Source organism: Microbacterium sp. Leaf151 (genome assembly GCF_001424225.1).
Taxonomy (GTDB): domain Bacteria; phylum Actinomycetota; class Actinomycetes; order Actinomycetales; family Microbacteriaceae; genus Microbacterium.
The window spans coordinates 145,421-159,736 of record NZ_LMOR01000002.1; the positions used below are offsets into that span (position 1 = coordinate 145,421).

Consider the following 14,316-nt stretch of genomic DNA (forward strand, 5'->3'; position numbering starts at 1 on the left):
GCGAGTGGACCCGGTGAACATCCACCGCAGCGGTTTGACCCGTGGTTCGTCGATCGAGAATGAGTCTGACGAGGCCGTGGCAGAGAAGCTCGATCCATGAGCCTTTCGGACAAACATGATCTCTGATTCGCAGGCTCGGGTGCAGAAGTTGTCAAGCGACTGGGTCGCTGACGAGGGCGTCGCGTCGAGCATTCCCGTGTGCGTGGACGCGTTGCGGATGTGCGTCGGACCTCTCCATAGCCACCAGACCTACACAGATCGGTACTGACGACGAGCGTCCGCGCCGCGGCGCTCGAAGATGCGGCGGTGGGCCTTCCCCGGCGCGTCGGGCGGTTGGGTTCCTCTGCTGGTCGTCACTGCGAAAGCGGCCGCGATACCAGCGACAGGAAAATAGAGGAACGGGTCAATCAGTTGGTTTGAAACCCATCCTCCGAGCAGCCAGACAGAGACGCTAACAGCGAGATAGACGGTCAAGCCGCTCTCGAAGCCGCGCACCCTCCAGGCGTCCCGGATGCTCATCACCCAGTAGCTGACGACGGCGAGGAACAACAGTAGGCCGCCCGCCGCGAGGAGCTGCAGATAGATGTTGTGCGCGAGAAGCACGTATTCGATGCCGAGCCCGTGTAACGGCGAGTGTTGCAAGTCGAGTAACGCCTGGGCGGCAAGATCGGAACGTCCCTCATCGCTCTGCGCGGCGTTGGCGCTCGAGAAGCGGAAGAGTTCGGAAGTCTGCTGGAGTATCGACGGGTCTAGCACGAGCACGTACACGACGATCGCTGCAACGAGGCCGATGAGCCACGGTATGACTCGGCGGCTTCGCGTGGCGAACATGAGCACCAACAGGATGCCGACAATGACGCCAGCCTGTGCCGCCCGCGACCCGGAGAAAACGGCACCGGCTGATGTGACGGCCAGGAGCAGCAATCCCAGCCAGCGTCGGCCGCCCATGATCCATAGCGCGGCGGGGGCCGCGACAGCGCAGCTGATGCCGAGGCTGTTGGGGTGGAAGCTGAGGCCCGCACCGCGGCTCAGTCCGTTCTGGAAGCCCAGCAGGGTGACGGAGACGTTCGTGATCCCTGCGAAATCGAGGATAGCGACCAGGGCGCTCACCGCGGCACCAATTACCCACGCCGTGATTACCCGCGGCACCCAGGCTGGGCGACGACGGGCGGCCAGGGCGAGCACGGCGGGCAGGACGGTCATGGCGAGCACCCACTGGCCGGCGCGCACCCAGGGGTTGATCGTGGTGACGTCGAGAGCAGTGACGTACTCGAACCGACCGAGGAGGTAGGAAGCGTCCACCGGGATTACCGCGTGCACGCCGACGACGATTGCGACGGCGAGCGCGGGCAGCCAGACCCACAGCGGGCTGCGTCCCGGTGCACGAGTCGCCAGTGTGTCCAAGCTGATGAGTAGCGCGGCCAGAGCCAGGAACAGCACGCCGGGGCGGTTGTTGGCGATGTTCAGCGCGTTCCAGGGCGAGGTGAGCGCAGCGACCACGAGGAGTGCGCCCCCGATGTCCGTCAGCGTCCACTTGCCGGGCGAGATGCGCGGGGCATGCTTCGCGCGGACGGTGAGCGTGTGCGACCCGGCGATCATGACTGGGAACCTATCTATCTGCGACATTGGATGCGTCGAAAGTCAACTGCGAGGTGCGCGGGGGAGCAGCTTGTCCGTCCCCTTGTCGGCCAGCCACGCCGCTCCGATCGTTCCCGCGATCGCGGGAACGATCCACCAAGACTCGTTGGCTGAGGTCTGCACGAGAATCGGGTAGTGCACGACGTAGAGCCCGTACGAGATGCCAGCTACCGCCGCCGCCGCGCCGGCAACTCGGACACTCATCCGAGCGAGGAGTGAGCGGATAGGCGTGAAAAGCAGTGCGAAAAGGACCAGCACGACTGCGCAGTGTCGGAAGATCAGGAATGGAAAGTAGCCGAGTCCCGCGAAGCCATAGGCGAAGACTCCGACCGCTGCCGCGGCGCAGAGCACCGTCAGGCCCACGAACTCGGGAAGCGCGTTACGCACGCGGATACCGCCACCCAGATACAGGTGCGCGACCATTGCTCCGGCCCACCACATCAGGAAGTACGCGATCACAAGGGACAGGTGGTTGGGTGCCATCAGGTACGTCGCATAGGCGACGACCGAAACGATCGGCACGGCCCAACGCGTTGCAACCTCAGACCGTCGCCAGGCAATCATGACTATGGGGAAGACCATGTAGAAGAAGATCTCGTAAGACAGGGACCAAAGCGGATCGTTGCCGAGGTAAGGGTCCGTGACGACCCCCGGCTTGAGGAAGCCGATATCCTGCACGGCCAGGAGCGTACCCAACAGAGACTCGACTGAGAACGATTGACTAATCAGTCCGGTAGCCCACAACGCTGTGGAGATGGCCATCGCGACCAGCATGGGCGGGTAGATTCGCCGAACGCGCCGGAGGTAGTACCCCATTGGTCGAGCCGAGCGGTCCTTCTCGTTCGCGAAGATCACGAAACCGCTCAGCAGGAAGAAGACCAGCACGGCCTCCTGGCCGAAGGAGAAAATTGCGCCCGCGGGGCCCGGGATCTGGACGGTGTGATGAACCACCACGTATAGCGCAGCCATTGCGCGCGCGACGTCGAGGCCTGCCCGCACGCTCGGCGAAAGCGTTCGTGGCGCTATGGTTTCCTGCTCCGATCCCGTCGTTCTCTGAGCAGATCTTGAGGGTGGTGTCGTGTCTCTTTTGTAGGTCCCGTTCAACTCGTTCATGGGGCCACAGCCGTCGATATCTGGTTGGACGCTCCCGCGATGGCCGGGGCGGAGTCGTGCTTACGTTCGTCCGTGAGACGTATGCCCGCCGGTTCTGGGAGCATCAACTCCGCCAATTCGGCCAGTGCGACTCGTGAGGGAGCCGTGGGGGAGCGTCCGTGCATTATCGGGGGTTCCTTCGCAGCCAGTACAGACGAATGAGATAGGTCGACCACCGCACGAAGGTAGCGAGACAGAAGCCGATGGTGCCGCCTGTCACCCCACCCATGCTGGCCCCCGCTGCAACCGACGAGAGGAGGACAGCTGCGAGGGCCAGACTGCTCCACACCACGAAGCCTTCATCGTCGAGTCCTTGAAGTGCGTTGGTCATAGGAGTTGCGACGCCGAGGAAGAGGATGGCGTAAAGCGACCACCCCAGCGCGGCACCGGTATCCCCGTAAGAGTCTCCGAGAAGCCACTGAACGATCTGCGATCCGAACACGGCTACGGGGGCGCACAGCAACGCGAGAGCGGCCGTCGCCCCGATCAGTCGGATGGCTATCCGTCGCGCGTAGCTGCCCGATTGTCGTGCTGCGTGCGGCAGCATGATGGATCCGATCGCCCCGGGGATGATGAGCACGGGCTGGGCCAGGCGCGTCACCGCCGCATACCGCGCCGCTGTGTCGCTCCCGGTCAATGCCGTGACGACGGCGGCGTCGAGGAGCCTGCTCTGGCCCGCCAGGAATGGCCACATGTACCGCGAACTGCGTCGGATCACCTGTCGGAGCGGCGTAGGAGACCGTTCCTCGGAGAGGCGGGTACGGACGTAACGGGTTCCGACGAACTGCGCGAATGCGCCGCCGACCGCGTACGAGAGGCAATACGCCAAGGTTGCGTCCCAGCCGCAGACGACCGCGACCACCACTCCGATCAGATTGATGCCGCGTCGCCCTACGATCGAGATGGTGGGCACGGATTTATTGCCGTCTGCGATCGCGACACCGAGAAGCGTGTCCGCATTCTTCTCGAGGAAGAACCCCACGCTGAGAAGTATCAGCGCGAGAACGAGGCCCCCGGGCGCAGCCAATGCAGCGCATAGCGCGAACAAAACCCCGAAGAGCAGAGTCGACCAGAGGTTCACGCGTAGGGCCGCGCGCACAAGGCTGTCTTCGCCCCTGGCGCGCGCTTTCGAGACGAAACCGGCGAGCCCGAGGTCAGCGAATGCGCATACGAACACCGCGATTCCGCTGACCACGGAAACCGCCGCGAACTCAGCCGTGCTCGAGTTGCGCGCCAGGAAGATCAGCGCCAGCGCCTGTGCTGCACCCGAAATTCCCCGTGTGGCGACGAGTCCCGCGATTTGAGCCTTCATGTGGTCAGTCTCAGGAGCGATCGCCGACGATCGACACCCACCGCTGCGCAACGGCAGACCATGAGAACAGCTCGCGAGCCTCAGCGCTGATCTGTGAACGAGCGCCGACGGGGTGGTCGCCGACGGCACGCTCGACTGCGGTGGCGAAACTCCTGGGGTCGGTCGAGTCGAGCTTCGATGCGCTCTCTTCGCTCAGCATGGTGGCAGCTGCGACTTTCGACGATGCGACGACAAAAAGCCCGTGCATCGCGGCCTCCGCCACACCGATACCGAAGTTCTCGTCTTCGCTGGGCAGGAGGAAGATGTCGCTCTCGGCAAGGAGTCGCTCCTTGGCCTCTCCCTTGACGAGTCCCACCATCTGCACCGCATCCGTCAATCCGAGAGATTGGATGACCTCCTTGATCGAGCGTTCCGTCTCGGAGTCGCCCGCACCGGCGACGGTGAGACTCACGCGCAAACCCGAGTCGAGCAGGTGCCGGACCGCCTGAACGGCGACGTCGACACGCTTCTTCGCGGCGAGGCGCGACATGGTCAACAGGCGGATCGGGTCCGCCAGCGCTCGATCTTCAGGAGGTGACGAGACGAGTGCGGTACCCACCCCTGCGTACTCCACTCTTCGCCCGATGCCGTCGGCGATAAGTTCGCCTTTCTCCACCTCCGAGCCCGTGACGAACGCAGCGAGCCGGTCGTTCATCCACCATCCGGCAGCCAGATGGAATAGGGCCTTCTTGCCCTTCTTGCGTCCTCTCTCGTACCTGGTGAGCGCTCCATGCGGCATGAGGAAGACTCTTGTGCGGCACATCAGGCCAGCTGCGGTGAAGAGAGGAACCCACCACAAGTAGTACCCGTGTAGCACGAGCGCGTCCGCTCGCCGAACCTCCCGAAGGGCGCCGCCGAGTCCCACTTCGCGAGCACCTGGTCGTCCACGCGGTCGCAATCGTCGCGGAGGAGTCGGTGGGAGGTGGCCCCCTTGGTCCGAGAATGTGCGTGAAACGGAGTCTTTCTCGTCTCCCGCGATCCACACGAGGGCTGCTTCCACGCGCGGCTGCGCGTTCAGGGCCAGGTTGAGTTCGAAGGCGTTGCGCGCAGGTCCACCATCGGTGTGGTCGAGTGTGTTGACGATCTGTACGAGGCGGAGCCCCGATCCGCGGGGATCAGGCGACACGCAGCAGTTCCCGCCTCTTGACGCCGATCTGCCAGTAGTAGGTGGAGAGTGCGACGGCGTAGTCGAAGCCCGCCCGACCGTCAAGGAACCCCGCTCGCGCCACGAATGCGTACATGAAGAACAGGAAAGGCTTCATCGGAACGGAGTCGAAGATTCGGCCCTTCACCGTGCGTTTGCTGGCGATGTCCTTCTTCAGCTCGCGGTTCATCTCGAGATGAGCCTCCCAGTCGGAGTACCGGTTGTGTCGGGCGAACCAGCTGCTGACCGGGTCCCGATCGTCGTGCACGATACGAGCGCGCAGCTTCCCGATGGGCGCCGAGGTGGACGGCTGATAGTGCCCCTCGACCTCTCGAATCCCGGGCGCGTCGAGGTCAGCGACCTCTGGGAACCGAGCACGCTTCGTGTTCAAGAGCGAGCGCTTCGTGACCACATGGCCATGAGTCAAGAGCCGCCCGCCGAATCGATACAGCAGGTGGATGTCAAAGGCCCCCTCTGGGGCGGCGGCGAGCTTTCCTTCCAGGGCTCGAAGTTCATCCTTGAGCGCCTGAGTGGGGTACTCATCCGCATCCAGCAGAAGCACCCAATCGTTCTTCGCCCCCGCATGGTCGAGAGACCACTGCTTCTTCTTCGGATAGGCGCCGTCCCACGTGAAGTTAACGACTCGGGCGCCCAGGCTGTGAGCAATCTCGACGGTCCGGTCTGTGCTGTTCGAGTCGACGACGATGAGGTCTTCGAAGTCACTGAGTTCGCGGAGGGTGTTGGCAAGACCCTCCTCCTCGTTCTTGGTCAGGACGATCACGGAAATATCGCTCATCTTCATCTCGCAGTCTCGAATCGCTCGCCGACGTACTTCAACGGGTTTCCGCCCCAGACCTCGCCTGGTCCGATGTGCTCACCGGCCACGAGCGACATGGGTCGCAGCAGGGCGGAGCGGCCGATCCGGCTGCCACCCAGCACGACGCAGCGGCTCGTGATCCACGCGCCGTCTTCGATTCGGATCGGTCGCACGAGGAGCGCCATGTCGCGTCGGTGCGCATGGCTGCCAGTCGAGAGGAACGTCTCTTGCGAGATGACGACATCGCCTCCGACGAAGACGTGGTCCTGATTGTGGAACCACACGCCCTCGCCGATCCACGAGCGGGGACCGACGTGCAGCTTCCAGGGGAACTTGACACGTGTGCGCGGGCGGAAGATGACGTCGTCACCGATCTCGGCGCCGAACGCTCGTAGCACGATAATGCGCAATGTCGAACTGATCTGCCAGGCGTTGGTGACGAAAAGCAGCTCGCAGATGGCCCAAAGATACACCTTCCAGGTCGGCTGGTCCCACGCAGCACGTTCCCCAGGGGCTTTCGAAAGATCGATCACCGGGCTGCTGTTCATGCCGCCCCTTTCTTGGTCGGTGCAATGCTTTTGTCTAGCCGTATGATGGGCCATTGTGGGCCAATCTTCGCAAACTCTCGTCTTCGGATTGAACTACCCCCCGGAGACTACGGGAATCTCCCCGTACACCGGTGCAATGGCTGCCGGGCTCGCGCGGCGCGGGCGCCAAGTTCGTGCCGTCGTCGCGCACCCTCATTATCCGGAGTGGAAGATCGCGCCGGGTTACGGGCAGTGGTCGAAGCGCGAAAGAATGGACGGCGTCATCGTCGACCGCGTCCTGCATTTCGTGCCCCGCCGGCCCACGTTGGTGCCCCGCGCGCTCGCGGAGGTGAGCTTCGGACTGCGCCAGGCGTTCGTTCGATGGGGTCAGCCGTCGGCCATCGTCGCGGCGTCTCCGGCTCTTCTGTCGTCGGCCATCGTCCGCCTGCGCGCACTCGCGACCCATCGCGAGACGCCCTTCGTGGTGTGGGTCCAGGATCTGTACGGTCTGGGCGTCGTCGAGACGGGACAGGGCGGAGGGCTCGCCGCGCGTGCCCTTCGAGCCCTGGAAGCCTGGCTGCTGCGCTCGGCGTCGACCGTCGTCGTGATCCACGACCGCTTCGCCGACCGCGTCCATCACGACTTCGGGATCCCGCGCGAGCGCATCGTCGTCGTCCGCAACTGGACTCACCTCCCGCCGATGCCGCCCGTCGACGTGGCCGATGTGCGCCGGGCGCACGGGTGGTCCGATGACGATGTCGTCGTCGTCCACACCGGCAACATGGGGGTCAAGCAGGGGCTACAGCACGTCGTCGACGCGGGCCGATTGGCTCACGAAAGGGGCGAGCGGGTACGTTTCGTGTTGGTGGGTAATGGCGCCCAACGCGATGAGCTCCAGCAGCGTATCGACGAGCACCCCACGACGACGCAGATCCTGCCGCCGTTGGACGACAAGGCATTCGCCGAGACGCTCCAATCGGCCGACATCCTGCTCGTCAATGAGCTCCCGGGCGTGGCAGAAATGGCCGTCCCCAGCAAACTTACGTCGTATTTTGCCTCAGGCCGGCCCGTGCTCGCGGCGACCGACGCGACGGGCATCACCGCTCAAGAAGTGACCGCGGCAGGCGCGGGCCTGGTCGTTGCGGCGGGAAGCCCGGAGGCGATTCTCGACGGAGCGAAGCTCCTCGCATCCGACCGTGACGAATGCCGTCGATTCGGTGCGAGCGGAAAACGTTACAAAGAGACGGTTCTCGAGGAAACAAATGCGATCGACCGGTTCTGTAGTCTTCTCGACAATCTGACCGCCCCTGTAGGCGCTGAGCGCGTTCATTGATCTGACCCCCAAGAGATCGGCACTAGTACTTTGACGAAGCGTGCATTCATCACCGGCATCACCGGCCAGGACGGTTCCTACCTGGCGGAACTCCTGCTGTCGAAGGGCTACGAGGTGCATGGTCTGATCCGTCGTGCGTCGACCTTCAACACCAGTCGCATCGACCACCTGTACGTCGACCCGCACGACCCGGAAGCCAAGCTGTTCCTGCACTACGGTGACCTGTCCGACGGTGCGCGCATGGTCACCTTGCTGAGCCAGATCGACCCCGACGAGGTATACAACCTCGCCGCCCAGTCCCACGTGCGCGTCTCCTTCGACGAACCGGAGCACACCGCCGACACGACGGGCACGGGGACCATTCGCCTGTTGGAGGCGGTGCGCCTCGCCGGCATCCAGACAAAGTTCTACCAGGCGTCCACATCGGAGCTCTACGGCGCGACGCCGCCCCCGCAGAACGAAGAGACCCCGTTCTACCCGCGTTCCCCGTACGCGGCAGCGAAGCTGTACAGCTACTGGATCACAAAGAACTACCGCGAGGCGTACGACATGTTCGCCGTCAACGGCATCCTGTTCAATCACGAGTCGCCCCGACGCGGCGAGACGTTCGTGACACGCAAGATCACTCGAGCGGTCGCGCGTATCAAGGCGGGGGAGGAGAACCACCTCTACCTCGGCAACCTCGACTCGATCCGCGACTGGGGCTACGCCGCCGAGTACGTCGAGGGCATGTGGCGGATGCTGCAGGCGGACACCCCCGAGGACTTCGTTCTCGCCACGGGCGTCGGCTTCACCATCAAGGACTTCCTCGAGGTGGCGTTCGGTCATGTCGGGCTCGACTGGGCCGAATACGTGCGTTTCGACGAGCGTTATCTGCGCCCGACCGAGGTCGACGCCCTCATCGGCGACCCGAGCAAGGCGGCCGACAAGCTCGGCTGGGTGCCCTCCGTGCACGGTGACGAACTGGCCCGGCTCATGGTCGACGCCGACACCGTCGCGCTCGAGCAGGGGGCGAAATGGATCGACACGGTCTCGCTGCCCAGCTGGAGCAACCGCGAACTCGTGGGAGTTCGCGCGTGACGACAGCCGTCGACGGGGTGACCTACACGCCGGGCGAGCTCGACCGAGACGCGACGTTCTACGTCGCCGGTCACCGCGGTCTGGTGGGATCGGCCATCGTGCGCCGACTCCGGCGCGGGGGGTTCGAGAACGTCGTGGGCAAGACATCGGCGGAGCTCGACCTGAAGGACCGCGAAGCGGTCTTCGCCTACATGGCCGAGATCAAGCCGCGCTACGTCGTCCTCGCGGCGGCGAAGGTCGGGGGGATCCTGGCCAATTCGACGTACCCCGTCGATTTCCTCAGCGACAACATGCGCATTCAGGTGAACGTTCTCGACGCCGCCCTGGCGAACGACGTCGAGCGCGTCCTGTTTCTCGGTTCGTCGTGCATCTATCCCAAGTTCGCGGATCAACCCATTCGTGAAGAATCCCTGCTGACCGGCCACCTCGAGCCGACGAACGACGCCTACGCGATCGCCAAGATCGCCGGCATCCTGCACACTCAGGCGGTGCGGCGACAGTACGGACTGCCGTGGATCAGCGCGATGCCGACGAACCTCTACGGCCCGAACGACAATTTCTCACCGCAGGGTTCTCACGTGCTCCCGGCTCTGATCCGTCGGTACGACGAGGCCGCGACGTCGGGCGCGGATACCGTCACGAACTGGGGGACGGGTACTCCCCGACGCGAGTTCCTCCACGCGGATGACATGGCCGATGCCTGTCTGCATCTCATGGAGCACTATGACGGGCCCGGTCAGGTCAACGTCGGTACGGGATCTGACGTCACCATCAGCGAGATCGCCGCGACCATCGCCCGGGTGACGGGTTTCACGGGGGAGACCCGCTGGGACACATCCAAGCCGGACGGCACGCCGCAGAAACTGCTCGACGTCTCCACCCTCCGCGACGCGGGCTGGACCGCCGGCATCTCGCTGGAGGAAGGGATGGAGCGGACGGTCGCCTGGTATCGCGACAACGCCAGCGCCCTCCGCGTCTGATGTTCCGGCACGTCGTGCTGTTCCGCGTCCGTGACGGTGTGGGCACGGATGACGTCGATGCCGCCGCGAAGACGCTGCGCGAGCTCGGCAGGCACGTCGGCGTCGTCTCATGGGCCGTCGAGCTGTCTCTCGACGGTCGCAAGGGCACGATCCTTGCTCAGGACGCCACCTTCGCCGACGCCAAGGCGTTCGGTGAGTGGCGTTCGTCGGACGCGCACCGCGAAGCAGCCGCTCACATGGCGCAGATCTCGGACTGGTGGATCGCCGACTGGGAGCAGCCGACGACCTGAGTCACGGCTGGTCAGCGTGTTCGTGCGCCGCCGAGCAATACGGTCGGTGGCTGCGCCATACGGCGTGCTGCGGACGCACGGAGTCCCCGCATGTCTCGCACGTGACCTTCGTCGCGCCGAACAGGAACTCACTCATCAAAATCCTCGCCTGCGTGAGTGGTGCAAACATTGCTCAACTCTTTCCCCGTCCCCCTTCACCGACTCGCCCTGAGAAAGCGCAATGCGAATCGGCCTCGCTGATCATACGTGTCCCCCTAATGGGGGACAAGTTTCGGAGTTCTCCATCGGAGGGGATTGACGGACGCGTGGAGAGATATTCGTCATATTTCCCGCGACACCCGTCAAGGGTTGCGTCGCCAATGCGAAATGGTCATACGATCGACGCAGTCGACGCCGTAGTCCGGCGCGACCCTGTCGCACCCCCTGGACAGGTTTTTCAGAGCAACTCGAAGGCGAGGAGCAATGCAGCACCCTTACGCGCACCATGTTGCAGACCGACCGACGTGGGCGACCCCGCTCGCCACGGTCGTCCTGTGGACCGCGGTCATCGCATTTGCGGTGGCGGGTCTAGCCATCATCACCATGCACGGCGACACGGGAGTCTTCCTCCTCGTCGCCGCTCTCATCGTGGCTGCCCCCGCAGCCGCGGCCAGCCGCTACCGCAGTTACCACTGACGACGGCTTCGTCCGGCTCCGCGCGGAGACCTCATGCCGCGGAGCCGGACGTCCGAGAAACCAAAGGCAGAAGGCCCCGGATCTCGCGATCCGGGGCCTTCTTCTTGTTGCGGGGACAGGATTTGAACCTGCGACCTCTGGGTTATGAGCCCAGCGAGCTACCGAGCTGCTCCACCCCGCGGCACAAGAGAAAACATTACGCCGAGATGAACGGCATGGCAAATCGGGACGCACAGCCCGGGAGTGTCGCGAGAGAATGACCCGGTGAGCAACACTTTCGATGATCTGGCCGACGGACGCCCCGAAAGCCCCGCGCAGCGCGCTGATCGCAACTGGAACGACATCCTGCAAGAACTGCGGGTGCTGCAGACCGGTACGCAGATTCTCACGGGCTTCCTGTTGGCGTTGGCGTTCCAGGCCGCGTTCGCTGATCTCGTCCCGGCGCAGCGGACGTTCTACCTGGCGCTGGTGTGTCTCGCGGCGCTCAGCGCCGTCGTGGCGCTCGCACCCGTGGCTCTGCACCGCGCGGTCTTCCACCTGCAGGTGAAGCCCGCGCTCGTCCGATTCGGGCATGACGCCCTCCGGGGAGCGCTGGCGCTCGTGTCGATTCTTCTCGTCGGCGTGGTGGTGTTCGTGTTCGACGTGGTGGTCGGCTTCGCCGCCGCCGTGACGGCGGGAGTCGTGCTCGGGGCGGTGATCCTCCTACTCTGGGTGGTGGTGCCGGTGTTCATCCGGCGCGGGGGGAGAGAGGGCGCGCCATGAGTCAGGACACCGTCGGCGTCGCCGTGGCGCAATTCGCGCCCGTGGCGTCGCGCGCCGTCAACCTCGACCACATCACCGCCGCCGCCCGCACGGGAGCGGAGCGTGGCGCGCGCGTGGTGGTGTTCCCCGAGTACTCCAGCTACTTCGTCGACCCGTTCGACGACACCCTCGCTGCGAACGCAGAAGACATCGACGGCCCGTTCGTCGCCGCCCTCACCGTGCTGGCGGGCGAGCTCGACACGGTGATCGTCGCGGGTCTGCTCGAGAAGGCCGACGACGGTCGACGGGTGCGCAACGCGGTCGTCGCCGTGGGCGGAGACGGCGTCCGTGCGATCTACCGCAAGCTGCACCTCTACGACGCCTTCGGGCAGCGCGAGTCCGACTGGGTGGAGCCGGGCGAGATCGCCCCTCCCGAGACCTTCGAGGTCGCCGGACTGCGCTTCGGTCTGATGACCTGCTACGACCTGCGCTTCCCCGAGGTCGCGCGCACGCTCGCCGACGCGGGCGTCGACGTGGCACTCGTGCCGGCAGAGTGGGTGCGGGGGCCCCTCAAGGAGCATCACTGGCGCACGTTGCTGCACGCGCGCGCGATCGAGAACACCTTCTTCGTCGCCGCGGCCGATCATCCGCCGCCACTCGGGGTGGGGCACTCGATGATCGTCGACCCGCAGGGGGTGACCGTCGCTCAGGTGGGCACATCGACCGACCTCGCCGTCGCGCACATCGATCCGGATGCCATCGAGCGGGTTCGCCGGGTCAACCCGGCGCTCCAGCTCCGTCGTTATCGCGTGACCCCTCGCTGAGTCTGGAGGCGTCACGCCCTGAGGGGCCCTGACCGGCGTCGTGCGCGTCCGAGCTGCGCCGAGGCGAGAGTGCCGGCGTCTCGCGTGCCGCGGGCGCTCAGTCCTTCGCGGGGGGCCGCACGTCGACACCTCGCCGCGTCAGCGTGATCTTCACCGACGCCTCCGCCCCCGCTTCGGCGATGAACAGCAGCTGGCCCTTCGCGCTCAGGGTCAGCCCCACCTCGATCTCGGCGACGCCCCACCCCGACTCGGCGTCATCGATCCCGTCACCGATCTCGACGAGCTTCTGCACGGTGTCGCGCCAGTTCTCCCGCAATGCCTCGACGCTCGCATCGACCACTCGGCCGCCGCGGTCGCGGAGGCCCGGAGCCCGGCCCGTGCCCTGCTCGTCAGTCTCTCCCGACGCCGCGGGCGAAGGCACGTAGATCTGAACGGTCCATTCGTCGGTCATTCTCGGCTCCTCCGGCCTCACGACACCGTCATCCCGGCGAGGCGCTCGGCCGCATCGGCGAGCACCTCGACCCTCTTGCACGCCGCGAACCGCACCAGCGTGGCGTAGCGGTCCCGGTGGGCGGGAGAGACGAAGGCGGTGAGCGGGATGCCGACCACTCCGGCGCGGGCGGGCAGCTCGCGGCAGAACGCGTCGGCGTCGGTGGCGCCGAGCGGGGCGGCATCCACCACCGTGAAGTACGACCCGCCGGGGGTCGACACCTCGAACCCGGCGGCGCGCAGACCGGTGCCGAGCAGCTGGGCCTTCTCGGCCATCTCGGAGGCGACCGATGCGAAGAACGCGTCGGGCAGACGCAGACCGACGGCGATCGCGGGCTGGAAGGGCGAGCCCCCCACGTACGTGAGGAACTGCTTGACGGCGAGGACGGCGGTCACGAGCTGGGCGGGGCCGGTGACCCAGCCGGTCTTCCATCCGGTGAGCGAGAAGGTCTTGCCCGCCGACGAGATCGAGAGCGTCCGCTCGGCGGCTCCCGGAAGCGTGGCGATCGGCACGTGCGGCCCGTCGAAGACGAGATGCTCGTACACCTCGTCGGTGACGATGACCGCGTCGTGCAGATGCGCGAGCCGCACGACCTCGTCGAGCACCTCGCGCGAGAACACCGTGCCGGTGGGATTGTGCGGGTCGTTCACGAGGATCACCCGCGTGCGATCGGTGACCGCGGATGCCAACTGGTCGAGGTCGGGCTGGAAGTCGGGCCACCGCAGCGGCACCGGCACCAGCTTCGCGCCCGACAGCGCCACGCACGCCGCGTACGAGTCGTAGTAGGGCTCGAAGACGACGACCTCGTCGTCGGGGGAGTCGATCAGGGCCAGCAGGGTCGCCGCGAGCGCCTCGGTCGCCCCGACCGTGACCAGCACCTCACGCTGCGGGTCGAGTTCGAGACCGTAGAACCGTCGCTGGTGCTCGGCGATGGCCGACAGCAGATCGGGGAAGCCTCGTCCGGGGGCGTACTGGTTGACGCCGCGGGCGATGGCATCCCGTGCCGCCTCCAGAACCGGTGCGGGCCCGTCCTCGTCGGGAAAGCCCTGACCGAGGTTGAGGGCGCCGGTGGCCGCGGCGAGCGCGCTCATCTCGGCGAAGATCGTGGGGACCGAGGAGCCGTCGGGGGCGAGCAGGCCCGCGCCGCGGGCCGTGCGCTGCCAGGCGCCGGGAAGCTGGTGCATGGATCCAGCATGCCGCACGCGCGCCGGGGGCAAGGGGGAATGCTTCGCGGTGCGTTGCTGCTAGACCCATAGAGGCGGCTCACTTCTGTC

The 14,316-nt window shown here is 65.7% G+C and carries 15 protein-coding genes and 1 tRNA gene; 7 read left to right on the top strand and 9 right to left on the bottom strand.

Features of this window, described 5'->3' with window-relative positions; all coding sequences use genetic code 11:
• Positions 1-249: 249 nt before the first annotated feature.
• The 6 genes from ASF76_RS04740 to ASF76_RS04765 form a co-directional block, all read right to left on the bottom strand.
• Positions 250-1,599, bottom strand: coding sequence for an O-antigen ligase family protein (locus ASF76_RS04740; protein WP_162240805.1), 1,350 nt, complete (start codon positions 1,597-1,599; stop codon positions 250-252).
• Positions 1,600-1,641: 42 nt separating this feature from the next.
• Positions 1,642-2,751: an acyltransferase family protein gene (locus tag ASF76_RS04745; protein WP_082484871.1), complete on the bottom strand. Its 1,110-nt coding sequence runs from the start codon at positions 2,749-2,751 to the stop codon at positions 1,642-1,644.
• Between the two features lie 163 nt (positions 2,752-2,914).
• Positions 2,915-4,102 carry a lipopolysaccharide biosynthesis protein gene (locus ASF76_RS04750; RefSeq protein WP_055953786.1) on the bottom strand — a complete coding sequence of 396 codons (1,188 nt, stop codon included), beginning with the start codon at positions 4,100-4,102 and terminating at the stop codon, positions 2,915-2,917.
• A 10-nt stretch (positions 4,103-4,112) separates the two neighbouring features.
• Positions 4,113-4,880, bottom strand: coding sequence for a glycosyltransferase (locus ASF76_RS04755; protein WP_162240806.1), 768 nt, complete (start codon positions 4,878-4,880; stop codon positions 4,113-4,115).
• A gap of 376 nt (positions 4,881-5,256) precedes the next feature.
• Complete coding sequence (locus ASF76_RS04760) at positions 5,257-6,087, bottom strand: glycosyltransferase family 2 protein (protein ID WP_055953790.1); 831 nt, start codon at positions 6,085-6,087, stop codon at positions 5,257-5,259.
• Positions 6,084-6,650, bottom strand: coding sequence for an acetyltransferase (locus ASF76_RS04765; protein WP_055953793.1), 567 nt, complete (start codon positions 6,648-6,650; stop codon positions 6,084-6,086). The genes ASF76_RS04760 and ASF76_RS04765 overlap by 4 nt, the downstream gene beginning before the upstream one ends.
• Before the next feature lie 55 nt (positions 6,651-6,705).
• On the opposite strand from ASF76_RS04765, the gene ASF76_RS04770 reads away from it, so the two are divergent.
• From ASF76_RS04770 to ASF76_RS04790, 5 genes are all read left to right on the top strand, one after another.
• On the top strand, positions 6,706-7,962 hold the full coding sequence (locus ASF76_RS04770; RefSeq protein ID WP_055953796.1) for a glycosyltransferase: 1,257 nt from the start codon (positions 6,706-6,708) through the stop codon (positions 7,960-7,962).
• Between the two features lie 30 nt (positions 7,963-7,992).
• Positions 7,993-9,042 (top strand): GDP-mannose 4,6-dehydratase, encoded by a 1,050-nt coding sequence (gene gmd / locus ASF76_RS04775; RefSeq protein WP_055953800.1) that lies wholly within the window; start codon positions 7,993-7,995, stop codon positions 9,040-9,042.
• A gap of 17 nt (positions 9,043-9,059) precedes the next feature.
• Positions 9,060-10,022: a GDP-L-fucose synthase family protein gene (locus ASF76_RS04780; protein WP_235561253.1), complete on the top strand. Its 963-nt coding sequence runs from the start codon at positions 9,060-9,062 to the stop codon at positions 10,020-10,022.
• Positions 10,022-10,312, top strand: a complete 291-nt coding sequence (locus ASF76_RS04785; protein WP_055953806.1) for a Dabb family protein — start codon at positions 10,022-10,024, stop codon at positions 10,310-10,312. Before ASF76_RS04780 ends, ASF76_RS04785 begins: the two co-directional genes overlap by 1 nt.
• A 462-nt stretch (positions 10,313-10,774) precedes the next feature.
• Positions 10,775-10,987 (top strand): hypothetical protein, encoded by a 213-nt coding sequence (locus tag ASF76_RS04790; RefSeq protein WP_055953809.1) that lies wholly within the window; start codon positions 10,775-10,777, stop codon positions 10,985-10,987.
• Between the two features lie 107 nt (positions 10,988-11,094).
• Here ASF76_RS04790 and ASF76_RS04795 read toward each other — a convergent pair.
• Positions 11,095-11,168, bottom strand: a tRNA-Met gene (locus ASF76_RS04795).
• A gap of 83 nt (positions 11,169-11,251) precedes the next feature.
• Between ASF76_RS04795 and ASF76_RS04800 the strand changes: the two genes are divergently transcribed.
• A complete protein-coding gene (locus tag ASF76_RS04800) occupies positions 11,252-11,749 on the top strand; it encodes a DUF6328 family protein (RefSeq protein WP_055953812.1) in 498 nt (165 codons plus the stop codon).
• A complete protein-coding gene (locus tag ASF76_RS04805; RefSeq protein ID WP_055953814.1) occupies positions 11,746-12,552 on the top strand; it encodes a carbon-nitrogen hydrolase family protein in 807 nt (268 codons plus the stop codon). The genes ASF76_RS04800 and ASF76_RS04805 overlap by 4 nt, the downstream gene beginning before the upstream one ends.
• 97 nt (positions 12,553-12,649) lie before the next feature.
• On the opposite strand, the gene ASF76_RS04810 is transcribed toward ASF76_RS04805, so the two are convergent.
• Together ASF76_RS04810 and ASF76_RS04815 are read right to left on the bottom strand one after the other, a co-directional pair.
• Positions 12,650-13,003, bottom strand: a complete 354-nt coding sequence (locus ASF76_RS04810) for a Pepco domain-containing protein (RefSeq protein WP_055953817.1) — start codon at positions 13,001-13,003, stop codon at positions 12,650-12,652.
• A gap of 17 nt (positions 13,004-13,020) precedes the next feature.
• Positions 13,021-14,226: an aminotransferase class I/II-fold pyridoxal phosphate-dependent enzyme gene (locus ASF76_RS04815; protein ID WP_055953820.1), complete on the bottom strand. Its 1,206-nt coding sequence runs from the start codon at positions 14,224-14,226 to the stop codon at positions 13,021-13,023.
• Positions 14,227-14,316: the final 90 nt, after the last annotated feature.